The organism is Pseudomonas sp. TE3552 (assembly GCF_056278945.1).
On the sequence record NZ_JBWBQJ010000001.1, the window covers coordinates 4,195,457 to 4,219,483 of the forward strand.

The 24,027-nt window shown below is 59.4% G+C and carries 21 protein-coding genes; 10 read left to right on the forward strand and 11 right to left on the reverse strand.

Annotation, left to right across the window (positions count from 1 at the left end; genetic code table 11):
- Positions 1–113: 113 nt before the first annotated feature.
- The 5 genes from ACZ9BB_RS18955 (at position 114) to cmoB (ending at position 3,671) form a co-directional block, all read left to right on the forward strand.
- Complete coding sequence (locus ACZ9BB_RS18955) at positions 114–506, forward strand: protease inhibitor I42 family protein (protein WP_476215287.1); 393 nt, start codon at positions 114–116, stop codon at positions 504–506.
- Between the two features lie 2 nt (positions 507–508).
- Complete coding sequence (locus ACZ9BB_RS18960; protein ID WP_476215288.1) at positions 509–1,150, forward strand: lysoplasmalogenase; 642 nt, start codon at positions 509–511, stop codon at positions 1,148–1,150.
- Between the two features lie 143 nt (positions 1,151–1,293).
- The gene (locus ACZ9BB_RS18965; protein WP_476215290.1) at positions 1,294–1,779 is read left to right on the forward strand and encodes a hypothetical protein; all 486 of its coding nucleotides are present in this window, start codon (positions 1,294–1,296) and stop codon (positions 1,777–1,779) included.
- Positions 1,780–1,938: 159 nt separating this feature from the next.
- Positions 1,939–2,718, forward strand: a complete 780-nt coding sequence (cmoA, locus tag ACZ9BB_RS18970) for a carboxy-S-adenosyl-L-methionine synthase CmoA (RefSeq protein WP_019647788.1) — start codon at positions 1,939–1,941, stop codon at positions 2,716–2,718.
- Entirely contained in the window at positions 2,715–3,671 is a 957-nt protein-coding gene (gene cmoB, locus ACZ9BB_RS18975; protein ID WP_476215293.1) for a tRNA 5-methoxyuridine(34)/uridine 5-oxyacetic acid(34) synthase CmoB, read from the forward strand. Before cmoA ends, cmoB begins: the two co-directional genes overlap by 4 nt.
- 67 nt (positions 3,672–3,738) lie before the next feature.
- Here the strand turns inward: cmoB and tadA are convergent, their stop codons facing one another.
- Together tadA and ACZ9BB_RS18985 are read right to left on the reverse strand one after the other, a co-directional pair.
- Positions 3,739–4,236, reverse strand: a complete 498-nt coding sequence (gene tadA, locus ACZ9BB_RS18980; RefSeq protein WP_476215295.1) for a tRNA adenosine(34) deaminase TadA — start codon at positions 4,234–4,236, stop codon at positions 3,739–3,741.
- Positions 4,236–5,612 carry a multicopper oxidase family protein gene (locus ACZ9BB_RS18985; RefSeq protein ID WP_476215297.1) on the reverse strand — a complete coding sequence of 459 codons (1,377 nt, stop codon included), beginning with the start codon at positions 5,610–5,612 and terminating at the stop codon, positions 4,236–4,238. The genes tadA and ACZ9BB_RS18985 overlap by 1 nt, the downstream gene beginning before the upstream one ends.
- 947 nt (positions 5,613–6,559) lie before the next feature.
- Here ACZ9BB_RS18985 and ACZ9BB_RS18990 point away from each other — a divergent pair.
- Positions 6,560–6,883, forward strand: a complete 324-nt coding sequence (locus ACZ9BB_RS18990) for a hypothetical protein (protein ID WP_476215299.1) — start codon at positions 6,560–6,562, stop codon at positions 6,881–6,883.
- 243 nt (positions 6,884–7,126) lie between these two features.
- Here the strand turns inward: ACZ9BB_RS18990 and ACZ9BB_RS18995 are convergent, their stop codons facing one another.
- From ACZ9BB_RS18995 to treP, 5 genes are all read right to left on the reverse strand, one after another.
- On the reverse strand, positions 7,127–7,417 hold the full coding sequence (locus ACZ9BB_RS18995; RefSeq protein WP_218398969.1) for a PTS sugar transporter subunit IIB: 291 nt from the start codon (positions 7,415–7,417) through the stop codon (positions 7,127–7,129).
- A 2-nt stretch (positions 7,418–7,419) separates the two neighbouring features.
- Complete coding sequence (ptsP, locus tag ACZ9BB_RS19000; protein WP_476215302.1) at positions 7,420–9,954, reverse strand: phosphoenolpyruvate--protein phosphotransferase; 2,535 nt, start codon at positions 9,952–9,954, stop codon at positions 7,420–7,422.
- A 62-nt stretch (positions 9,955–10,016) separates the two neighbouring features.
- A complete protein-coding gene (locus tag ACZ9BB_RS19005) occupies positions 10,017–11,240 on the reverse strand; it encodes a carbohydrate porin (RefSeq protein WP_476215304.1) in 1,224 nt (407 codons plus the stop codon).
- Between the two features lie 94 nt (positions 11,241–11,334).
- Entirely contained in the window at positions 11,335–12,984 is a 1,650-nt protein-coding gene (gene treC / locus ACZ9BB_RS19010; protein ID WP_476215306.1) for an alpha,alpha-phosphotrehalase, read from the reverse strand.
- 41 nt (positions 12,985–13,025) lie between these two features.
- Entirely contained in the window at positions 13,026–14,468 is a 1,443-nt protein-coding gene (gene treP, locus ACZ9BB_RS19015) for a PTS system trehalose-specific EIIBC component (protein WP_476215308.1), read from the reverse strand.
- Between the two features lie 237 nt (positions 14,469–14,705).
- Here treP and treR point away from each other — a divergent pair, with 237 nt between their 5' ends.
- A complete protein-coding gene (gene treR, locus ACZ9BB_RS19020) occupies positions 14,706–15,410 on the forward strand; it encodes a trehalose operon repressor (RefSeq protein ID WP_019647781.1) in 705 nt (234 codons plus the stop codon).
- 75 nt (positions 15,411–15,485) lie between these two features.
- Here the strand turns inward: treR and guaA are convergent, their stop codons facing one another.
- The 4 genes from guaA to ACZ9BB_RS19040 form a co-directional block, all read right to left on the reverse strand.
- Complete coding sequence (guaA, locus tag ACZ9BB_RS19025; protein ID WP_476215311.1) at positions 15,486–17,063, reverse strand: glutamine-hydrolyzing GMP synthase; 1,578 nt, start codon at positions 17,061–17,063, stop codon at positions 15,486–15,488.
- Positions 17,064–17,162: 99 nt separating this feature from the next.
- A complete protein-coding gene (gene guaB / locus ACZ9BB_RS19030) occupies positions 17,163–18,632 on the reverse strand; it encodes an IMP dehydrogenase (protein WP_429432436.1) in 1,470 nt (489 codons plus the stop codon).
- 140 nt (positions 18,633–18,772) lie between these two features.
- Positions 18,773–19,321: a sugar ABC transporter ATPase gene (locus ACZ9BB_RS19035; RefSeq protein ID WP_476215314.1), complete on the reverse strand. Its 549-nt coding sequence runs from the start codon at positions 19,319–19,321 to the stop codon at positions 18,773–18,775.
- A gap of 174 nt (positions 19,322–19,495) precedes the next feature.
- The gene (locus tag ACZ9BB_RS19040; protein WP_476215316.1) at positions 19,496–20,263 is read right to left on the reverse strand and encodes a sulfite exporter TauE/SafE family protein; all 768 of its coding nucleotides are present in this window, start codon (positions 20,261–20,263) and stop codon (positions 19,496–19,498) included.
- A gap of 100 nt (positions 20,264–20,363) precedes the next feature.
- On the opposite strand from ACZ9BB_RS19040, the gene ACZ9BB_RS19045 reads away from it, so the two are divergent.
- The 3 genes from ACZ9BB_RS19045 (at position 20,364) to ACZ9BB_RS19055 (ending at position 23,681) form a co-directional block, all read left to right on the forward strand.
- Positions 20,364–21,260, forward strand: a complete 897-nt coding sequence (locus ACZ9BB_RS19045; RefSeq protein WP_476215318.1) for a LysR family transcriptional regulator — start codon at positions 20,364–20,366, stop codon at positions 21,258–21,260.
- A gap of 216 nt (positions 21,261–21,476) precedes the next feature.
- Positions 21,477–22,856, forward strand: a complete 1,380-nt coding sequence (gene xseA, locus ACZ9BB_RS19050) for an exodeoxyribonuclease VII large subunit (protein WP_476215320.1) — start codon at positions 21,477–21,479, stop codon at positions 22,854–22,856.
- Between the two features lie 3 nt (positions 22,857–22,859).
- Positions 22,860–23,681, forward strand: a complete 822-nt coding sequence (locus tag ACZ9BB_RS19055; RefSeq protein WP_476215322.1) for a peptidoglycan DD-metalloendopeptidase family protein — start codon at positions 22,860–22,862, stop codon at positions 23,679–23,681.
- Positions 23,682–24,027: the final 346 nt, after the last annotated feature.

Here is a 24,027-nt window from a genome sequence, read left to right on the forward strand (position 1 = left end):
ACTGATCGTTCCCACGCTCTGCGTGGGAACGATCATCTCCCGCAACGCCGTCACACTTTGTCTCATCTTCAGTTATGCTCGCCGTTCGTCGTGAATGCCGGAGCCGCTGACTTATGTCCCCCACCCGCCTGTTTATCCCGCTCGCCCTCGCCCTGCTGAGCGCTTGCGCCACGCAACCGAAACACAACGTGACTGTGGAAAAACAAAGCGAATGCCCGGTGCAACTGAACAACGGGCAAAACCTGATCCTGACCCTGCCCAGCAACCCGACCACGGGTTACCGCTGGGCGATCCAGGATTCGGCCGGTGGCGTGTTGCGCGCGCTCAGCCCCGAGGTTTACAGCAACCCGGAAGACGCCGGGATTGTCGGCAGCGCGGGCATTTCCACTTGGCGCTTCCAGGCCTTCGCCGCCGGCACTGGCCGCTTGCGACTGACTTATTCACAACCATGGGCACCCGAAGTACCGGCGGTGAAAACCTTCGACTGCGCCATCGCGGTTAACTGATCGTGGGCTGGCTGATTCTGGCGCTGATGGGCGCGGTCACGTTTCTGTATGGCCTGAGCGTGCATGCCGCGCTGCTTTGCCTGCTGGTCAAACCGTTACCGGTGCTGGCCCTGCTCGGCTGGTTGCACGACGCGCCGCCCAGTGACTATCGACGCTGGATCAGCCTGGGTTTGATTTTCTCCCTGATCGGCGACGTGCTGCTGGCATGGCCTGGGGATTTGTTCGTGTTTGGCCTTGGGGCGTTTTTGGTCGCGCATCTGGCATATCTGAAGGCTTATTTGAGCGATTGCCGGCGTCTGGCGCTGTTGCCGTTGATCCTCGCGTTGAGCGTGGGCTCGGTACTGCTGGGGATCCTGATTTCCAATGGCTTGGGTCCGTTACTGGTCCCGGTAATCGTTTATGGCCTGGCCATCAGCGCGATGCTCTGGCGCGCCCTGGCCCGACTCGGCACCAACGTGCCCAAACGCTCGGCGCTGCTGGCGGCGGCGGGCGCGGTGGCGTTTGTGTTTTCTGACAGCGTGATTGGCATTAACCGTTTCGTATCACCATTTGCCGCCGCGCCATACGTGATCATTCTCAGCTATTGGCTGGGGCAATGGGGTATCGCCGCATCAGCGTTTACCAGTAAAACAAATAACAATTAAACGAAAACCATTATAGAGAATCGCTTATTTATTTCAAAAAGTGATAAAAACCTGTCAGATCTGACAGTAGCCGAGTTCTTTCCATCTACTTAATCTTTAAGTGGCTTCACCCCACCACGAATATTAATCCAAGGAAGAACATCATGAGTTTTTTTAAAAGCAATAATGCTATTGCTGGTGTAGAACCAATTATTACCGTCAGCTCGAAAACTGTGGCCACAGTTTCCAATCGCGTAGATTTAGAGACCCAAATCGTTGAATTTGAGGCCGATCCGAGCAGCAGCTTGATCGCCTTGGTCAGTCGGGCTAATACCCAAGACTACTCGCACAGAAGCAAAAAAGGGCTAGTGCTTGTATTTGATAAAAACATCAAGTCCGGTACCTATTCAGTCACGGACCCCAACTTCCCTTTTGAAGCATACTATTTTGAAACGGGAACCATCCCGGGCTTCACTACATCTTTCCAATATAACCCCCAAAGTGGATCCTTCACCGTAGAGGCAATCGAAAATACCGGAGAAAAACTGCATTATCAGATCGGATTTGATTTTAAAGGCGTAAACGAGAGAAATAAAGAACTCAAGATTTCCGGAAAATCTACTTATATCGTATTGATGGAGCCACGCTAAACCATCAATGGCCAAACCTCATTTTCGGGGTTTGGCCACTCACCAGTCTGCGCCTCATCTCTTTGCTCTGCTCCCTGATTTTCGCAAAACAGAACTCCCGCCACGCCTTCCCCACGCTTTATCAGACAACCCGCGCATCCCCCCGTCAATTTGGCTAAAATGCCGGCCTTTTCCACCTATGCCGCTGGAACCGCCGTGAGCAAAGAATCCGATCGCCTTTTCGCCCAGCCTTTGGCCCAGGTGCCTGACTTCGCCTTTAACGAGGACGTGGTGCGGGTGTTCCCGGACATGATCAAGCGCTCGGTGCCGGGTTATCCGACCATCGTGGAAAACCTCGGCGTGCTCGCCGCGCAGTTCGCCCAGCCCAACAGCGTGCTCTACGATCTGGGCTCGTCCCTCGGCGCGGTGACCCAGGCCTTGCGCCGTCACGTGCGCACCGACGGTTGCCGGGTGATCGCTGTGGATAACTCCGCGGCCATGGTCGAGCGTTGCCGCGAGTACCTCAACGGCCAGGACTCGATGTTCCAGGAGTTGCTGCCGGTGGAAGTGATCGAAGGCGACATCCTCGCCCTCGAGTTCCAGCCAGCCTCGGTGGTGGCGCTGAACTTCACTTTGCAATTCATCGCCCCGGACCAGCGCACCGCGTTGCTTGCGCGCATCCGCCAGTCATTGTTGCCCGGTGGCGCGCTGATCCTCTCGGAGAAGCTGCGCTTCAACGATCCCGAAGAACACGCGCTGCTCACCGACCTGCACGTGGCCTTCAAACGCGCCAACGGCTACAGCGAACTGGAAATCGCCCAGAAGCGCAGCGCCATCGAAAACGTCATGAAGCCCGACAGCCTCGAAGAACACCGCGAACGCCTGTTGGCCGCCGGGTTCTCGAAAGTCGTGCCGTGGTTCCAGTGTCTTAACTTTGCCTCGTTGATTGCCTTGCCATGATTGATCTGTCCCCCCTCGCCCGCCGTTTGGCCGGCACGCCGCTGGCCGATTGGGCCAACACCCTGCAAGCGCAACTCGACAAAAAAATGGAAAAAGGTCACGGCGACCTGGAACGCTGGCAGAGCGCGCTGGACGCGTTGCCGAAGATTCAGCCGAGCGAAGTCGACTTGTTGAACGGCCTGAAGCTGGACACCGATTGCGACGTTGAGACCCGCGCGCAAATGCGTACCGCGCTGATGGGATTATCACCTTGGCGCAAAGGGCCGTTCGACCTGTTCGGCGTGCATGTCGACACTGAATGGCGCTCGGACTGGAAGTGGTCCCGGGTAGCGAAGCATCTGGACCTGAAGGGCAAACGCATCCTCGATGTCGGCTGCGGCAATGGCTATTACATGTGGCGCATGCTCGGCGCCGGGGCCGACAGCGTGATTGGTGTCGACCCTAACTGGCTGTTCTTCTGCCAGTTCCAGGCCGTGCAGCGTTACCTGTCCGAGCCCAATGCCTGGCACCTGCCATTCCCTTTCGAAGACCTGCCGCCGAATCTGGAAGGCTTCGACACGGTGTTTTCCATGGGCGTGTTCTACCACCGCCGCTCGCCGATCGAGCATTTGCTGGCGCTGAAGGATTGCCTGGTCAAAGGTGGTGAACTGGTGCTGGAGACGCTGGTGATCGAAGGCGATCAACAACAGGTGCTGGTGCCGGAAGACCGTTATGCGCAGATGCGTAACGTGTGGTTCCTGCCGTCGGTGCCGGCGCTGGAACTGTGGCTGCGTCGTGCAGGTTTCAGCGATGTGCGTTGCGTGGATGTGAGCGTGACCACTGTCGAGGAACAACGCGGGACGGAGTGGATGAAGTATCAGTCGTTGAGCGATTTCCTTGATCCGGAAGATCACAGCAAGACAATTGAAGGGCTGCCGGCGCCGATGCGTGCGGTGATTGTTGCCCGTAAGTAAAACCCCGATCTCCCAAACAATGGAAATCACTTGTGGGAGCAAGCTCGCTCCCACAATGGGTCGGTGTTTAGTCTGCTGGTTTGGCTCTACGGGCCTTGAAGAACTCGCTCAACACCGCGCCGCACTCTTCCGCCAACACCCCGCCTTCATACAAGACCCGGTGATTCAAAAAGCCTTGGGTAAAGAACTGACCCTGACTCTGCACAATCCCGGCCTTGGGTTCCAGCGCGCCATACACCACCCGCGCAATCCGCGAATGCACGATCAGCCCGGCGCACATGCTGCACGGTTCAAGCGTCACGTATAGCGTACTGCCCGGCAGGCGATAGTTGCTGGCGGCCTGGGCGGCGGCGCGGATCGCGACCATTTCGGCGTGGGCGCTGGGGTCGTTGCCGCTGATCGGGCAATTAAACCCGCGCCCAATGATTTCACCATCCTGCACCAGTACTGCGCCCACCGGCACTTCACCCAGTGCCGCACCTTCGGCGGCGAGGGTCAGGGCTTCGCGCATGAAATCACGATCACGGCTGCGGTCGATAATCGCTGCGGGGCGAATCTGACGCATCACGCCACCTCGATGGCGGCCATCAGGCCGGTTTCCATGTGGTCGATCACATGGCAGTGGAACATCCAGACCCCCGGGTTATCCGCCACCAGCGCCACTTGCGCGCGCTCGTTCTTGCCCAACAGGTAGGTGTCGGTGAAGTACGGGACGACCTTGTGCCGGTTCGAGGCAATGACTTTGAAGCTCATGCCGTGCAGGTGGATCGGGTGCTGATACTGAGTCATGTTTTTCAATTCGAAAATATAGCTTTTGCCTTTCTTGAGCTTGGCAATCGGTCGGTCGGCACAGGTCTTGTCGGTGATGTCCCAGGCCTTGCCGTTGATCTGCCACAGGCTTGGCGGCTTGCCGTTGTCGACATTCACCGACACTGAGCCCACCCATTCAAAATTGAAGTTGAGTTTCTCGGCATTGGCCAGGTCCGGCTCGGCCACCGGGTTGGCGGGCAGCGCCGGCGGCCACGCGGTCGGCGCGTCGGTATTGGCCACTGAGCGAAAGGTGCCCAGGCGTACCGGGCCGTTGCGCAGGGACAATTCTTCACCGGCCGGCGGTGCCTTGATCGCCAGGCAAATGCGCATGCCAGGCCCCAGCCAGTATTCCTTGCCCAATGGGCGCGGTTCGATGGGATTGCCATCCAGCGCATAGATCTGCGCTTCGACGCCGGGGATGTTGAGGCGGTACGTCAGCGTATTGTCGAGGTTGAGTAACCGTACGCGAGTGATCTGCCCGGCAGGCAAGTCGATCACCGCTTGCGAGACGCCATTGATGGTCGACAAGCCCCCCGCCGTGCCGCCACGGGCCGCTTCGCGAGGAATGCTGAATGGCACGAACGCGCCCTCTTCATCGACGTGCCAACTCTTGAGGCTCAAGGTTTTTTCGTACTTGAAACCGGTGGGCTCGCGCTCTTCAATGATCAGCGGGCCGACCAATCCGCGACCGAGTTCTTCGCTGCTATTCACGTGCGGGTGATACCAATAGCTGCCGGCGTCGGGCACGCGGAATTTGTAGTCGAAGTACTCGCCCGGCAGCACCGGCAGTTGCGAGACGTACGGCACGCCGTCCATTTCCAGCGGCAGGCGGATGCCGTGCCAGTGGATGGTGGTGGCGACTGGCAAATGGTTGATGAAGCGCACCCGCAACCATTCGCCCTGACGCACGCGCAACTCGGTGCCCGGCGCCGACGGGCCAAACGCCCAGGCAGGAGTCTTGTGCCCGGCCACCAGTTCGACGTCCAGCGGTGCGGCGATCAGCTCGTAGTCATGGCCGGCGTCTGCATCGGCCATCTTGCCCAGCCAGTAACGCGACGCGCCACCGGCCCCCACGCCAACCACCACAAGACCGGCCAGACCACCGAGTATTTGTCGACGGGTAAAGGACATGAACTCAACTACCTCACGTATCAGCCACAGGCGCGGAGCCTGCAAAAGGCGAATACGATACACCTGCGGTTGAGAAACAGTAAGGGCAGCGCGGCGGATGGTCACAGTCAAACACGGCTGGCAATGCACCTGGTGTTCAACCTCAGCTAATTGAATGAAATGAAACCCTGTGTGGCGAGGGGGCTTGCCCCCGTTCGGCTGCGAAGCAGTCGTAAACCATCCAGCGCGATGTATCAGATGCAATGCGATTACAGAATTTAGGGCCGCTTCGCTGAACGTTACTTAGTCGCCGCTAATCAGCGAATCCCCCTACATCCATTTCCACCTTTCCCGACTTCTTTCCCGATCCATCCCCCGCAAAGTCCCCGCGCCTAATTTTCTGCGCGAGGGATTGCTCATGTTCGAACCGATTTTTAACCCCGCCTCTTATCGTTCGGTGCGTTGATGGAGCACGTTGCCCGCATCGAACAAGAACTCGACAGTAAGGCCTGTTATCTCTGAGGCAGATAGATTTTATGACCGTTTCGCGTTCAATCGCGGGCAAGCCTCGCGCCTACAGGACGGTGGTGATCTGTAGGAGCGAGGCTTGCCCGCGAAGGCGGTCTTACAGGTTACGAAATTTCTGGGCAAGGTCATCGGAAGTTTCCTTCAACCTGCGGCGGCTTCCATGAACTGGTGTGGAATGTTTTCAATCGATAGTCTCTGGTGGTCACTGAAAATTCAGTGGTGGGGTGTAGGAACCCTTCAAGACTAGAGAGGACGCTTTGGCGTCGACACCTGAATTGCGGCCATCAACGTGTGTCCGTAAGATCAGTTGCGGCGGCTGTGCGCGGGCACGCTTCGGTGTGGTCGAGTTCTCTGGTCTCGATATTCCTACCCCGCGTATAGCTGCCACCCAAGCCTGTAGGAAGGCCGATGGTAGCTTCACTTCTACCAGAGGTTTAAAAATGAAAAGTCTTCATCCCGATCCACCCTACGAAAAACCAATGCCCCACCCCGACAACCGCTTCATGGCGCTCACCAGCAACTGCAACGACATGCCGACCCTGTTCGTCGATACCCACGCGCCGCTCGATGTTTTGTATGACGCTGCCAACTATCGAATTCGCGCCGTCACGCAGGTGCTTGAGAACATGTCGATGCGTGGGTCGGTCGAGTGTGAGTCGTTCATTCTTAGTGATTTTGCCTTGCTCTGCGCCATTCCGTTGCGCGATGGCTGTGATGTGCTGGATGTGATTGGGCGGCGGTTGCGGGCTCGGTCTTCGGAGTAGCGCCGAGTGGCTTTTGTGGCGAGGGAGCTTGCTCCCGCTGGGCTGCGCAGCGGCCCCAAAAACAGCAATCCGGTTTTGTCAGACATACCGCGGTGTTTGGTTTGGCGACTGCTGCGCAGTCGAGCGGGAGCAAGCTCCCTCGCCACAGGGGTTTGGGTTGGCTGGAGATCTTGGGGCTGCTGCGCAGCCCAGCGGGAGCAAGCTCCCTCGCCACAGGCAAGCCCTCTCACCACAGAATTACGGTTATGGCTGAAGACCGGCGATCAGATGAACCACTCCATCCTCCAGCATCATCACCCCCGGCACCCCTGCCACCGTCAAAGCCTGCCGGTCCATCCGCGCCACATCCCGCAATTCCACCCGCACACGGGTCAGCGCCACTGGCTGTTGCGATTTGAGATTATCCATTCCGCCAAGCGCGGCGACGATATTCGCGGCCAAACCGCCAACCGGCTGGGCCTCCACTTTCGGCTCATCCACTACCAGGTCCGGCGTCAACGCTTTCCAGAACGCCCGCTGCATTTTCTCGAACATGCTCAGTTCTCCAGAACCAGTGAAGTATCGACCGTTGCCTCGTGGTGCAGCCGCAACGCCTCGCGTACCTGCTCGGCACTTTCCAGCCCCAGCACTTGCTGGGCGATGGCCTGACAGTCCAGCAGGTCCACTTCGCGAACCGCCGCTTTGATCGCCGGAATCAACGGCACGCTCACCGACAGTTCATCCACGCCAAGCCCCAGCAATAACGACACCGCCAGGTTTTCCGAAGCCAGGGCGCCGCATACCCCGACCCATTTGCCATGGGCATGGGCGGCTTTCACGGTGGTGGCGATCAAGCGCAATACCGAGGGATGAAAACTGTCGGCCTGACTGGCCAGCCGTGGGTGATCGCGGTCCATGGCCAGGGTGTATTGGGTCAGGTCGTTGGTGCCGATGGAGAAGAAATCCACTTCGGGCGCAAACACATCAGCCATCAGCGCCGCTGCCGGTACTTCAATCATGATCCCCAGTTTCGGCAGTTCAGTCAGGCCCAATGCCAGCGCCTCTTCTTCAAGCAGCTGACGAGCCAGCCGCAACTCCGACAGCTGCGCGACCATCGGCAGCATGATGTGCAGGCGAGCCAGCCCGACGCTGCTCAGGATCGCCTTGAACTGATCGCGCAACAGCTGCGGACGCTCCAGGCACAAACGAATGCCGCGCATGCCCAGGAACGGGTTGGTTTCGCGGTCCATCGGCACGTAGGCCAACGGTTTGTCACCGCCGACATCCAGGGTGCGCACCACCAGGTTGCGCGCTGGCCCTAACGCGCGGGCGATGGCGCTGTAGGTGGAGGCCTGTTCGTCATGGCTCGGCGCATGGTTGCGGTCCAGATAAAGAAACTCCGAACGCAACAGCCCGACGCCCTCGCCGCCCAGTGCCATGGCCTGTTCGGCTTCGGCCAGGGACGCGATATTGGCGGTAATTTCAACGTGATGCCCATCGCGGGTACAGGCGGCCAACCCTGCATTTGCCAACTCGTATTGCTGGCGTTTCTTTTGCAGCTGACGATTGGCCTGCAATTGCTCGATGGCGGCCAGATCAGGGTCCAGTTGCAACTCGCCTTTGTCGGCATCGAGCAACACCCGGGTGCCATTGATCAGTGTCAGCACCTGAACCGGCAAGCCGCAGATCGCCGGCAAGCCGAAGGCCCGCGCGAGAATCGCCACGTGGCTGGTGGCACCACCGCCAACCGTCGCGAACCCCAGCACCTTGCGTGTGTCCAGGCCAGCCGTCTGCGAGGGCGTCAGTTGTTCGGCAATCAGAATCGCCTCTTCCGGCAATTCCAGCGCATGCTCCTCTACGCCGAGAATCAGCTTGAGCACCCGTTGACCGACATCGGCCAAATCCGCGGCCCGTTCGGCCAGCAAGGCGTTGCCCAGGCTTTTGAACAAAGTGGCCGTCGACTCGGTAGCCGCACGCCAGGCGAAACCGGCGCTTTTGCCTGCGTCGATCAGGGCCAGGGCCTGATCCAAAAGGCTTGGGTCTTCGAGCAGTTCTTGATGTGCCTTGAAGATGTCTGCCTGGGCGTCACCCGTGGCGCTGTCACGCAACTGCTGCAAGTCCACAATCGCCGCCGCCAACGCCCGGGACAGATGCTCGCGCTCAACGTGCACGCCTCTGCCGGACTCACTGACTTCAAGGGTCTGCTCGGCAATCTGCACCACCTGACCAAACGCCGACCCCGCCGATGCACACACTCCACGCAGTACCTTCAGCGATGAGGCCCCGGCGGCAACCGTCCCGACCTCAGCCATTACCGTCACGGCTTCGCCACAACCGGCGGCCAGCAACTCGGCCAGCGTCTTGATCGCCATTTCGGCATCCGCGCCCACCGCGCTGACTTGCACGACGTCGCCAAAAGCGGTCTGCAACGCCATGAGCGCTACCAGGGATTTGGCGTTCGCGCTGTCCTGCTGTCGATGCAGGCAAATGCTCGCCGAAAAGCCCTTCGCCGCCTGGGCGAACACCGCCGCAGGACGGGCGTGCAAGCCGTTGGGATTGGGCAGCGTCACCGGTTTGGAGAACAGCGCTTCGCCCTCCTCCGGCAGCCGCCCATCGGCCGCCACTTCAGATGGATGCAGACTCAGCAGCGGCTGCCCGCTGTCCACCACACCCGCTTCAGGCGTCAGCCAGGTGAACGGCTCACCGCTGACCACCAGCATCAAGGTCAACAAACTGCGAGCGTTCAAGGCGATGTAATCGGCATCGAACTCAATCAGCGCCTGCCCCACCTCAACCCGCTGACCTTCCTCCACCAACCGGGTGAAGCCCTTGCCGGCCAGGTTCACGGTATCGAGGCCAATGTGCATCAACACCTGCACGCCGTTGTCGTCGGTGATGCTGACGGCATGCCCGCTGGCCTGCACATTGCTGATCACGCCAGCCAGCGGCGCGCACAAGGTGTTTGAGGTCGGATCGATGCACAGACCATCGCCGATCACGCGACTGGAAAACACCTGATCGGGCACCAGGTCCAGCGGCATCAGCACGCCGGACAAGGGTGCCAGCAGTTGCAATTGTTGGGGTGTGGCCATGACGTCACCTGCTGTTTTGTTCTTTGAAGTGCTGATGGAGCGCGAGGCTCCGACAGCATCGCTTATTTCCACCAGTACTCGACCTGCAATCCGACGTTTGAACCGTGTCGCGCCGTGCCGAAGGCGCCGGTGTCGGATAACGCCGAACCCGCCGCCAGTTCATTGGCCGCCCGTTTGGCCGCCTCGTTCCAGCTGGCATAGGTGTAATACAGACGCACCTCGGGGCGCGCCCAGAAATCCGGGCCCTTGGGCGACCAGGTCGGGGCGAAGGTGAACTTGCTCAGCTTGCGCGTCCCGCCCGTGGCTTCGACTTGATCGTGGCCCAGTTCGGTCACCAGTTTGAACTGCTCGGTGATCGCATAGGCCGGGCGAATCCCAAGGGAAATCCAGTTCTGGTCGGCGCCGTCCGGGCGAATGTCTTTCTGGTAGACCGCTTCGACCTGGCCGCCGAAGCGCGGCGTCACTTGCCAGTCGAAGAACTCCACCACCCGGTAGCTTTTGCTGCTGTCGTCCAGCTTCACGTTACCGGTATAGCCCAACCCGGTACCGGGGCCTTCGCCGTACTGGAAGGCCAGTTTGTTCTTGCCGCCCAGAAAGCCCTTCTGCACATGCTGGGTGGTGATCGCCCAGCCGCGATGAGCGTCGCGGCTGTCGGGTTTGTCGATGTAGCTCAGGCCGAATTCCAGCTCACCGCCGGGGTTGGTGTCGAAGCCGGCGACGTTGAAATCGTGACGGTTGATGTAGTCCTTCTGGTACAGGTTGTCTTTGCGCGAGAAGGCGTAGCTGTATTTCAGATCGCCGATCAGCACATCTTCGATACCGCCGCCGGTGGCGCTCTGGTTCCAGTAGTAGAAGTCGGAAATATGGATATCGTTGCGCTTGTAGTAACGCCGACCGGCCCACAGCGAGCCGCCGTTGAGGCTGGGCATGTTCGACCATTGCGCATACAACTGCGGCATGCGCACCGAGCCGTTGTCCCCGTTGAACGTCAGGCTGCGGTCGTACTGGTTATACAGCGAAGCCATGCCGTCGACACTGAGCACCGAGCCGTCGTCCAGGGTGAACAGATCCTGACGCAATTCCAGCTCCGCATACTGTTCGCATTCGTTACCCAAGCGGTATTTCGACTGTGCGCCCGGCAATTGAAAGCACGACTGCGAGCTGCTGTTGACCGAGGTGCCAACACCGCTACGCAAATAGCCGGCGAAGTCCAGCGCCTGGGCCGACAACGGTAACGCCAGGCACACGCTCGCGACTGAAAGACTGCGATTTATTGTTGTTTTCAAGAACCACCTCATTATTTTTATTGTGCGAAGCAGCAAAATCAGCGCGCAAAACTCCCCCGCGCAGTGTTCTGCGTGTTTTTTTAATTAGTGTTTTTTAGTGGTCAGTCAGGCGCAGAACGAACGACTCATAGGGCCGTAGAAACACCTGCCGATTGCGCGGCGGGCAGTCCGGGTAGTTGCTGATGACCAGAGATTGCACCATCGATTCGTTGATCACTTCTGGCGGCAGTTCGACTTCGCATGGCGTGCCATAGAAGTTATTCAGCACCAGCAAACGTTCGCCTTGGCCTTCACGCACGTACGCCCAGACTTGTGTGTGCTCAGGCAACAACTGCCGGTACACGCCGTCGGACATCAACGTTTCACTGCGGCGCAGGGCAATTAACTGACGATAGTGATGCAGCACCGAATCCGGATCGTCGAGTTGGTGGGCGACGTTGATTTGCGCCACGTTGGTCGGCACGCCGATCCAGGGTTCGACCGTGCTGAAACCCGCATTTGGCTCGGGGCTCCAGTGCATGGGCGTGCGGCCGTTGTCCCGGGACTTCTGCATGATCGCCGCCATGTTGTCGACGTCGCTGCTACCTGCCTCGCGCTTGAGCCGGAAGATGTTCAGGGTTTCGACGTCGCGGTACTGATCAATGTGATCGAACCCCGGATTGGTCATACCCAGTTCTTCGCCCTGATACACAAACGGCGTGCCTTGAAGGAAATGCAGGGCCGTGCCGAGCATCTTCGCCGACACCACCCGATGCTCACCGTCATCACCAAACCGCGAGACCACCCGCGGCTGATCGTGGTTACACCAGAACAGCGCGTTCCAGCCGCCGCCGGCCTGCATGCCGGTCTGCCAGTCGGAGAGGATGCGCTTGAGCTCGAGGAAATCGAAATCGGCTCGAATCCACTTTTGCAGGTTCGGGTAATCAACCTTCAAGTGATGAAAGTTGAAGGTCATCGACAGCTCTTTCGACTCCGGCCGCGAGTAGCGAATGCAGTGTTCCAGACTGGTGGACGACATCTCGCCGACGTTGATCAGGTCATGGCCTTCGAACACTTCACGGTGCATCTGCTGCAAGTATTCGTGGACGTTCGGGCCGTCGGTGTAGAAGCGCCGACCGTCGCTGTTGTCCTCGGGGAAGTCCGCCGGTTTGGAGATCAGGTTGATCACGTCCAGCCGGAAACCGCCCACGCCCTTGTCGCGCCAGAAACACATCATCTTGAACACTTCGGCGCGCACCTTGGGATTGTCCCAGTTCAGATCGGCCTGCGTGTGGTCGAACAGGTGCAGGTAATACTGACCGGTCTGGGCTTCGTACTCCCAGGCCGAACCGCCGAACTTGGATTCCCAGTTGTTCGGCTGGTCGCGCCAGATGTAGAAATCGCGGTAAGGGTTATCGAGGCTGCTGCGGGCCTGCTGGAACCAGGTGTGTTCGATCGAGGTGTGGTTGACCACGATGTCGAGCATCAATTTGATTCCGCGCTTGCCGGCCTCGGCGATCAGCAACTCGCAGTCGGCCATGGTCCCGTAGCTTGGGTCGATGGCGTAGTAATCGCTGATGTCGTAACCGTTGTCGCGCTGGGGCGAACGCAGGAACGGCGTGATCCACAGGCAATCGACACCCAGCCAGTGCAGGTAATCGAGCTTGGCCACGACGCCGAGCAAATCCCCCGTGGGGTTGCCGGCGTGGCTGTGAAAACTCTTCGGGTAGATCTGGTAGATCACCGAACGTTGCCAGTCTTGCATGGCGGATTCCTTTTTGAATAGGTACTGGCGAATGCGATCTATCAGGCGACCCGATACCCGGGCCGGACAATCTTCATGCTCAACCCGCAGGTCAGAACAAACGGCACGACCATGGCAATCACCATCCCGACCACGAACATCGGAATGAACTGCGGAATGATCGAGATGAAACCGGGCAAGCCGCCGACGCCGATCGCCGAGGCCTGGACCTTGTTCAACGACAGGAAGATGCAGCCCAGGGCCGAGCCGATCAGGGCCGCATAGAACGGAAACTTGTAGCGCAGGTTGACCCCGAACATCGCCGGTTCAGTGATGCCGAAATAAGCGGAAATCGCCGAGGTCGAGGCCATGCTTTTGTCCCGCACACTGCGGGTCATGTAGAACACCCCCAGCGCTGCACTGCCCTGGGCGAGGTTGGACATGACAATCATCGGCCAGATGAACGTGCCGCCCTGGGTGGAGATCAGTTGCAAATCGACCGCGAGGAACATGTGGTGCATGCCGGTGATCACCAGCGGAGCGTAGAGCAGGCCGAAAATCGCGCCGCCGACCATCGGTGCCAGATCGAACAGGGTGACTACGCCTTCGGTGATGAGAATCCCCAGGTGACGGGTCACCGGGCCAATCACCGCCAGCGCCAGCACACCGGTGACGACGATGGTGGTAATCGGCACCACCAGCAATTGCACGGCGTTAGGCACCCGCGCCCGCAGCCACTTTTCGATGACGCTCATCACATAGGCCGCCATCAGGATCGGCAGGATTTGCCCCTGATAACCGACCTTCTCGATCTGAAACATGCCAAGGATGTCGAAGTACGGCAGGCTCTGCCCCTCCAGCCCAGCCACCGCTTTGCCGTAGTTCCAGGCGTTGAGCAGGTCCGGGTGCACCAGCATCAGGCCGAGCACGATGCCGAGGATTTCGCTGCCGCCAAAGCGTTTGGCCGCCGACCAGCCCACCAGCGCCGGAAGGAATACGAAGGAAGTGTTGGCCATCAGGTTGATCAGGCTCCAGAGGCCATCAAGCGTCGGGTAAGCCTCCAGCAGAGTCTTGCCCTCTATGAACATGCCTTTGGCGCCGATCAGGTTGTTGATGCCCATCAGCAGGCCGGCAATGATCAGTGCCGGGAGGATCGGCATGAACACGTCGGAAAACACCCGCACCAGCCGCTGCATGGCGTTGATCTTGTCGGCGCTTTTCTGTTTAACGTCAGCGATGGTTGAAACGGCAAGACCGGTTTGCCGACGCAGTTCGGCATAGACCTTTTCCACTTCGCCGGGGCCGATGACCACCTGGAACAGGCCACCGGTATAGAACGAACCTTTGACCAGATCGATCTGGTTCAGCGTGGCACTGTCGACCAGGCTCGGATCCTTGAGGGCCAGGCGCAAGCGTGTGACGCAATGCGCGGCCTGCTCGAGGTTATCGCTGCCACCGAGGCTGTGCAGCAGCTCGGTGACGATGTTCGGATAGTCGTGGCTCATGATTGTCCTTGCGCTGTAGTTTTTTGTTATTGGCAGCACGCCGAAGCGAAAAGTACTCGTCTGTACGAGTTATTGCAACAACTCGTACAGACGAGTTTGGTTTTGTTTATCCCGAACCCGACAAGCGGCGATATTTCCTACCTCAAAAGTCAAAGAAACCTAAACCCGCATGGACAAACCCCTACCCTGCCCTTAAGGTTCAAAACCTTGAGTACAGCGCGGCACAGAGCCATCCCCATGAGTAAATACAACCAGATCTACAGCGATCTGCTTGCCAGCATCACGACCGAACGTCTGGAACGCGGCGCCCGACTGCCCTCCGAAACCGAACTGATGGACAGCTACCAGGCCAGTCGCGGCACCGTGCGCAAGGCCATCGAGCAATTGCAGGAGCGCGGCTTCGCCCAGAAAGTCCACGGCAAAGGCACCTTCGTGCTGTCGACCAACCCGATCGAGTTTCAACTCGGCGGCATCGTCAGCTTCCAGGAAACCTACCCGCGACTGGGCAATGACGTCAGCACCGAGGTGGTCGAATTCACCCAGATCCCCCTCGAAGGCCCGCTGCTCGAACACATCAAGGCCGAAGAAGGCAGCCTGATCACACGGATCAAGCGCGTGCGGCGGATCGATGGCAAACGGGTGATCCTCGACATCAACCATTTCGTCAGCGACGTGATTCCCGGCCTGTCCCGCGACATCGCCGAGCACTCGATCTACGCCTTCATCGAGCAGACCCTGCAACTACAAATCGCCTACGCCCAGCGCACCATCGAAGCAGTGCCCCGTAGCAAGGACGACCAGCAACACCTGGATCTCGACGGCCAGAGCCATGTGATCGTGGTCAGTAACCAGACGTTTTTGCAGGATGGCCGGCAGTTCGAGTACACCGAGTCGCGGCATACGCTGGATAAGTTCTACTTCTCCGACGTCGCCCGGCGCTGAAACGCAAAAGGCCCCGTGAACTCGCGTTCACGGGGCCTTTTTTCTTGCGATCAAACCATCAAGGCTTGCGCGGGCTCACTCCCACTCAATCGTCGCCGGCGGCTTGCTCGACACGTCGTAAGTGACGCGGGAGATGCCTTCGATTTCATTGATGATCCGGCCGCTGACGGTTTCCAGCAGTTCGTAAGGCAGGTGAGCCCAACGCGCGGTCATGAAGTCGATGGTTTCCACGGCACGCAGGGCAACGACCCAGGCGTAACGACGGCCATCGCCGACAACGCCAACCGATTTCACTGGCTGGAACACCACAAATGCCTGGCTGACCTTGTGGTACCAGTCGGCTTTGCGCAGTTCTTCGATGAAGATGTGGTCGGCGCGACGCAGCAGGTCGGCGTATTCCTTCTTCACTTCACCGAGGATCCGCACGCCCAGGCCCGGGCCCGGGAACGGGTGACGGTAGACCATGTCGTACGGCAGGCCCAGTTCCAGGCCCAGACGACGGACTTCGTCCTTGAACAGCTCGCGCAGCGGTTCAACCAGCTTGAGGTTCATTTCTTCCGGCAGGCCGCCCACGTTGTGGTGCGACTTGATCACGTGCGCCTTGCCGCTTTTCGCGCCAGCCGACTCGATCACGTCCGGGTAGATGGTGCCCTGAGCCAGGTACTTGATGTTGTCCAGCTTGCAGGATTCGGCATCGAACACGTCGATGAAGGTACGGCCGATGATCTTGCGCTTCTTCTCCGGATCCGACTCGCCCGCCAGGTTACCGAGGAACTGTTCTTCGGCGTTGGCGCGGATCACTTTGACGCCCATGTTCTCGGCGAACATGGCCATCACTTGCTCGCCTTCGTGCAGGCGCAGCAGGCCGTTGTCGACGAACACGCAGGTCAGTTGGTCGCCAATGGCTTTGTGCAGCAGCGCGGCAACCACCGAGGAGTCCACGCCGCCGGACAGGCCGAGCAGAACGTTGTCGGTGCCAACCTGGGCGCGGACCTGGGCGATGGCGTCTTCAGCAATCTTCGAAGGTGTCCACAGGGCTTCGCAGCCGCAGATGTCGAGGATGAAGCGCGAGAGGATGCGACCACCCTGTTTGGTGTGGGTCACTTCCGGGTGGAACTGCACGCCGTAGTAACCACGAGCATCGTTGAACATGCCGGCAATCGGGCAGCTCGGGGTGCTGGCCAGGATGTGGAAGTCTTCCGGCATCTTGGTGACTTTGTCACCGTGGCTCATCCACACGTCGAGACCGAACAGGCCATCGGCGTCGATATGGTCTTCGATGCCATCGAGCAGACGGCTCTTGCCGACCACATCAACGCGGGCATAACCGAACTCACGCAGGTCGGAACCTTCAACCTTGCCACCCAGCTGTTCAGCCATGGTTTGCATGCCGTAGCAGATACCGAAGACCGGTACGCCCAGGTCAAACACCGCTTGCGGGCAGCGTGGGCTGTCGGCTACATGCACGGACTCGGGGCCGCCAGCGAGAATGACGCCTTTTGGAGCGAATTCGCGAATCGCTTCGTCGTCCATGTCGAACGGATGCAGTTCGCAGTACACACCGATTTCACGCACGCGGCGGGCGATCAGTTGGGTGTACTGGGAACCGAAATCGAGGATCAGGATGCGGTGAGCGTGAATGTCGAGGGCCATGATTCAGTCTCGTCTAGATAATTCAGAAACAGTCGTGATTCAGAAACAACTCGGGGCTGAATAAAACAGCCCCGGTTGCTTAACGATTTGCTTGAAGCCTCAACCTACGCGGTAGTTTGGCGCTTCTTTGGTGATTTGTACGTCGTGAACGTGGGACTCGGCCATGCCGGCACCGGTGATCCGCACGAACTCAGGCTTGGTGCGCATTTCTTCGATGTCGGCGCTGCCGGTGTAACCCATCGAGGAACGCAGGCCGCCCATCAGTTGATGGATGATCGCGCTCAGGGTGCCCTTGTAGGGAACACGCCCTTCGATACCTTCCGGAACCAGCTTCTCGGCACCCGCGGAGGAGTCCTGGAAGTAACGGTCGGAGGAACCTTGAGCCTGGGACATGGCGCCCAGCGAACCCATGCCACGATAAGCCTTGTACGAACGGCCCTGGAACAGTTCGATCTCGCCTGGCGCTTCTTCGGTACCGGCAAACATCGAGCCCATCATCACGCAGGAGGCACCGGCCACGATAGCCTTGGACAGGTCACCGGAGAAACGGATGCCGCCGTCGGCGATCAACGGAACGCCGGTGCCTTCGAGGGCAGCGGCGACGTTGGCGATGGCGCTGATTTGCGGTACGCCGACACCGGCGACGATACGGGTGGTGCAGATCGAGCCCGGGCCGATACCGACCTTGACTGCGTCAGCGCCGGCTTCGGCCAGGGCCTTGGCGGCAGCGCCGGTGGCGATGTTGCCGCCGATGACCTGCACTTCAGGGAAGTTTTGCTTGACCCAGCGAACGCGATCAATCACGCCTTTGGAGTGACCGTGAGCAGTGTCGACCACTACTACGTCAACACCCGCGTGGACCAGGGCAGCTACGCGGTCACCGGTGTCTTTACCGGTGCCGACCGCAGCGCCAACGCGCAGACGACCTTGATCGTCCTTGCTGGCCAGCGGGTAAGCCTTGGCTTTTTCGATGTCGTTGACGGTCATCATGCCTTTGAGGGCAAACTTGTCGTCGACGATCAGCACGCGCTCGATGCGGTGCTTGTGCAGCAGTTCGCGCACATCGTTCTTGTTGGCGCCTTCCTTGACCGTGACCAGACGCTCTTTAGGCGTCATCACTTCACGGACACTGACGTCCAGACGGTTTTCGAAACGCACGTCACGGGAGGTGACGATGCCGACCAAGTCGCCATCGTGCAGCACCGGAACGCCGGAGATGTTGTGCAGGCGGGTCAGTTCGAACAGCTCACGAACCGTGGCGTCAGCCTCGATGGTGATCGGGTCCTTGACCACGCCGGCCTCATAACGCTTGACCTTGCGCACTTCGGCAGCTTGCTGCTCGATGGTCATGTTCTTGTGGATGATGCCGATGCCACCTTCCTGAGCCATGGCAATTGCCAAACGGGCTTCAGTAACGGTGTCCATGGCAGCAGAAACCAGTGGAATGTTCAGCTCGATGCCACGGGTAAGGCGGGTCTTGAGACTGACTTCGTTAGGAAGAACCTCGGAATAACCGGGCACTAAAAGAATGTCGTCGAAGGTCAGAGCTTCTTGGCTGATACGCAGCATCGCGGGGGCTCCCGAGCGGGAAAATGGAAGCGCGCCATTATAGTCAGACACCCCCTCGGGTTCAATGTAAAACTCTGTCTATTATCGACGCGGTCGATCGACGGGTGTTTTGGCACATGTTCCGTAGGAGCGAGGGACCATTAGAGTTCGACCTTGACCCAACTCACGGGTTGATCCAGCCAATCGGCAAACTCATCGATAAAGCTCTGCTTGAACCCGGCCTCAAGCCAATTATTGAAGATGAAACCCAGGTTGGAAAAGCCGCATTCCTGCAAGAACAAAAAGCCGTTGATGTCGTCTTCATGCCCGCATTCAGGGCACGTGAAGTTATCGGTGCGCCCCGGCATCCAGTCTTCCAGGCTCTCGAACAGCGCTTCGCCGATTTCCTTGCGGCACTCGGCGCAGCCGGCTTCTTCGAGAAATCCCTTGGCCGGTGTATAGATGCAGCGCTTGGTGATGATCTCCAGGCCATTGATCGGCTCGCCGAACGGCAACGCGTCAGGGTGCAGGACCACGGCGCGGGCGCCGTCGGCGATGGCGTGGGCCATGCGATTGCCGGTGCGGCCACAGGTACTCAGTTCTTCTTTGATGATGTTCTTGCGCACCAGCCAACGCACGACGGCCCGGGCCCGGGGTTCGTGTACCGGCAGTGTGGAGATTTTCGGGACGATGATGCTTTGGGTGTTCATGGTGCAAGCCTACTGCGTCAAATGGATATTTCTGCGGCGTGTCGGATGACGCCTTCGCGGGCAAGCCTCGCTCCTACAGGGAAATTAATGGAACGACACCAATCCCTTGTAGGAGCGAGGCTTGCCCGCGATAGCCCCAGGACGGCCGGCAGCTTAATCCCTGACGAAATCCGGTCAAGTACTCAAATAACGCCCGATCAAGGCAATCCCGCTGGCCAGCACCAACCAGGTCACCAGCCGCACAAACGCCTCGCGGGACAATTTCATGGTCAACCGCCGGCCAATCCACAAGCCCAGCGCCATCGCCGGCAACAAACACAGCGCCAACACCAACAAGGGTAGCTCGGCATACACTCCGGCGAGGGCAAACAGGCTCAAACGCACCACGGTGCTGCAACTGATCAGCGCACTCTGGGTCGCCCGGGCCTCATCCTTGGGCAGCCGACTGTTCAAATAGATCGCATATAAAAAGCCGCCACTGCCAAACAGCGCCCCGAACATCCCGCCCACCGTGCCCATCGGCACTGCCCAACCGACGGACAATTGTGTCGGACGGGTTTTAATCCACAGGCTGTAAATCGCATAGGCGCTGATAAACAGCCCCATCAACAGCAGCAATACATCGGATTTCAGGTTCAGCAGGAAAATCACTCCCAACGTGCAGCCCACCGCCATGCACGGCAGCAGCCGCAGCAACTCGGGGCGCGCCACATTCCGCCGCGAGGGCAGCAAATTGCCGAACGCCGCGACGAAATCCAGCAACACCAGCAGCGGCACGATTTTCGACAGTGGCATGAACAGAATCAGAATCGGCCCCGCCACCAGCGCAGTGCCGAACCCGGCGATACCGAACACGATGTAGGCCAGGGCAACGCCCAACCCGATCACCAGCCAATCCACCGCACCCCACGGCCATTGGTGTAGCAACTCCAGCACATTCATCGACACGGCTTCCTTTTATTCCTGTGATGACTTTAGCCAGCGACGAGCGTTGCGACTAATATCTTCAAAGCCGACAACCCATCTCGAAAAGGCATACCTGGTGCTTTCAACCCGCCAATTGCGTTACTTCGTGGAAATTGCCGAGAGCGGCAGCTTCAGCGCTGCGGCCGAACGACTGTTTATTGCTCAATCGGCCTTGAGCCGGCAGATCAAGGACATGGAAACCCGACTGCAAACGCCGCTGTTCGAACGCACCGCGCGCCAGCCCCGACTGACAGCAGCGGGTGAAGCCTTCTTGCCTCGGGCCAGAAACCTGCTGAACGAATTGACCAAGGCCAGCGAGATGGCAACCCAAGTGGGCAGCGGCCAAGTTGGCGTCTTGCGCCTGAGTCATTCCAGCACTGTGCCAATGAGTGGTCGGCTGCTGCGAGGTATCAGCATTTATCTCGATCGGCACGCCGGTGTGTCGATGGACATCGCCAAGCTGTCCTCTGAAGCGCAACTGGAAGAACTGGCCGAAGGTCGCGTTGATGTGGGTCTGTTGCGCCTGCCGGTGCTGCGTCAGCGTGAAGGGGTACAGATTGTTCCGCTGTACCGCGAGCGTCTGTTGCTGGCGGTGCCGCCAAATCATTGGCTGGCTGTGGATAAGTCCGCGCAAGGCATCGATCTGGCACAGTTGAAGAATGAAGCGTTTATTTCCATCCCTCATCCACAGCGTGGCGGTTTGAGTTATCTGTCCGCCGAGTTGTGCATGCGCCAAGGGTTCTTTCCCAAGGCGGCTCGAGTGGTGTCACGCAAAACCACGCAACTGCAATTGATCCAGGCCGGATTCGGCATCGCGCTGTTGCCGGAATCAATGCAGGACATCGCGCCGCCGGATATCCACTTCCTCCCCTTGGCCGACCCGGATTGCCACAGCACCGTCGCCCTCGCCTGCCGGCAAAATCCCACGGCATTGGTCCAACAATTCGTTGAGCATTTCACCCGATTGCCGTAGCAACACCTGCGGGAGCGACCTGTGGCGAGGGGGCTTGTCGGAACGCCGCATCGCCCCGTTTGAGTGCGTAGCACTCACAAGATCTTTGATACATCAGAGATTTTGGGGCTGCTTCGCAGCCCAACGGGGGCAAGCCCCCTCGCCACAGGTCGCTCCCACAAAGGGATTTGCGTGGAGCATGGAGATTGTTTGCCGAATGCCTTTAAACTGCGCCCCATGATTAAAGATCCCTTTGCAAGACTCGGCCTGGACCGGGAAGTCCTGACTGTCAGCCAGCTCAACGGCCGCGCGCGGGTGTTGCTCGAAGACGTGTTCAGCAACATCTGGGTCGAAGGCGAAATCTCCAACCTCGCCCGCCCGGCGTCCGGCCATGTGTATTTCACCCTCAAGGACAGCGGCGCCCAAGTGCGTTGCGCGCTGTTCCGGCAGAATGCCGCGCGGGTTCGCCAGGCGTTGAAGGACGGCTTGGCGGTCAAGGTTCGCGGCAAGGTTTCGCTGTTTGAAGGCCGTGGCGACTATCAACTGATCCTCGACACTGTGGAGCCGGCCGGTGATGGCGCTCTGCGCCTGGCCTTCGATGCGTTGAAGGAAAAGCTCAGTGCCGAAGGCCTGTTCAGCGCCGAACGCAAAGTGCCGTTGCCGGCGCACCCGCAACGCATCGGAATCATCAGCTCGCCCACCGGCGCGGTGATCCGCGACATTATCAGCGTGTTTCGCCGCCGCGCGCCGCAGGTGCAACTGACGTTGATCCCTACCGCCGTACAAGGCCGCGAAGCCACCGCGCAGATTGTCCGTGCGCTGAAACAGGCAGACGCTCGTGGTTTCGACGCATTGATCCTGGCCCGTGGCGGCGGCTCGCTGGAAGACCTCTGGTGTTTCAACGAAGAAGCCGTGGCCCGCGCCGTGGATGCCTGCGTGACGCCGATTGTCAGCGCTGTCGGCCATGAAACCGATGTGTCAATCAGTGACTTCGTCGCCGACGTCCGCGCCCCGACGCCTTCCGCCGCTGCCGAACTGCTCGCGCCGGATTCCAGTGATCTGGTGCGTCGGGTCGAAAGCCTGCATCGGCGCCTGGTGATGCGCATGCGCGACCGCCTGATGCGTGATCGGCTGCGCCTGGAAGGTATATCACGCCGACTGCGCCATCCCGGCGAACGTCTGCGTCAGCAGGCGCAACGTCTGGATGATCTGGACATGCGCATGCGCCGGGCCTTCGAACGCAGCCTCAATACCCGTCGCGAACGTTTGATCCGCCTGGAAACCCGCCTCGCCGGGCAACATCCCGGGCGGCAACTGGCGATGCTTCGCCAGCGCCTCGACAGCCTCGCCGAGCGCCTGCCCCGGGCCATGCGTGAAGGGCTCAAGTCTCGCCGCCTGCAACTGCAAAGTCAGATGCAGACGCTGCATGTGGTCAGCCCGTTGGCGACCCTCGCCCGTGGCTACAGCATTCTGCTGGACGAGCGCGGCAACGCAATCCGCAGCGCCGCGCAGACCCACACCGGCCAGCGCCTGAAAGCCAGACTGGGCGAAGGCGAACTGCAAGTGCGGGTCGAAGATAATCACCTGACGCCTGTCACCCTTTCTTTACTGGATTGATCCATGCCGCGTTTCTTAGCTCCGCTGCTGTTGCTGTGCCTGACCTTCAACGCCCACGCCGACAGCTACATCACCCGCCTGTTGAACAAACCGGTGCCGGGCGGCGTGGCGGTAGTCGATCTGGGCACCTTCGCCCAGGCGCCGAAAGCCAGTTATCAAGGCAAACCGGTGCTGGTGGTCAAGGAGCAGAACAACTGGCTGGCTATCGTCGGCGTGCCGTTGACGGTCAAGCCGGGGACACAGCAAATCAGCAGCGGCGGTCGTAACCTGAGCTTCACCGTCGGCAACAAGAAATACCCGGAACAGCACATCACCCTGAAGAACACGCAGCAGGTCAATCCGAACCCGGAAAACCTCAAGCGCATCGAAGGCGAGTTGGCCGAGCAGATCAACGCATACCGTAGTTTCAGTCCCAATACCCCAAGCAACCTGCTGCTGGACAAACCGGTCAACGGGCCGCTGTCGAGCAAGTTCGGCGTACGCCGTTTTTTCAACGGTGAAGAACGCAACCCCCATGCAGGCCTCGACTTTGCGGTGCCCGCCGGCACGCCAATCAAGACCCCGGCCGCCGGCAAGGTGATCCTGATCGGCAACTACTTCTTCAACGGCAATACGGTGTTCGTCGACCACGGCCAGGGCTTTATCAGCATGTTCTGCCACATGTCGAAGATCGACGTGAAGGTTGGGCAGCAACTGGCGCGCGGTGACGTGGTCGGGAAAGTCGGCTCAACTGGCCGTGCGACCGGGCCGCATATGCACTGGAATGTCAGCCTGAATGATGCGCGGGTGGATCCGGCGATTTTCATTGGCGCGTTTCAGCCATAAATAGTTGTTGAGGCTACCGGCCTCTTCGCGGGCAAGCCTCGCTCCTACAGTTTGCGGGTTGAACTCAAAATTTTGCTACAACGCAAAACCCTGTGGGAGCGGGCTTGCCCGCGAAGACGGCCTGAGCATCACCGAAACCCGCAGATAAACTGAACACTCCCATCATCCACTCAACCCACCTCCTATCGATTGCGCATGGCTGAGACACTGCGCAAACATGCAAACGCTTCAGCCTATTACGAGCAATAAAATCTCGCACAACCCCGTTTTTCGAGTATTCCTCTCAATTTTTTTCGACTGCTTGCCATCCTTTCCCCTCGCGGTTAGGGTTGAAGGCATGAAAACC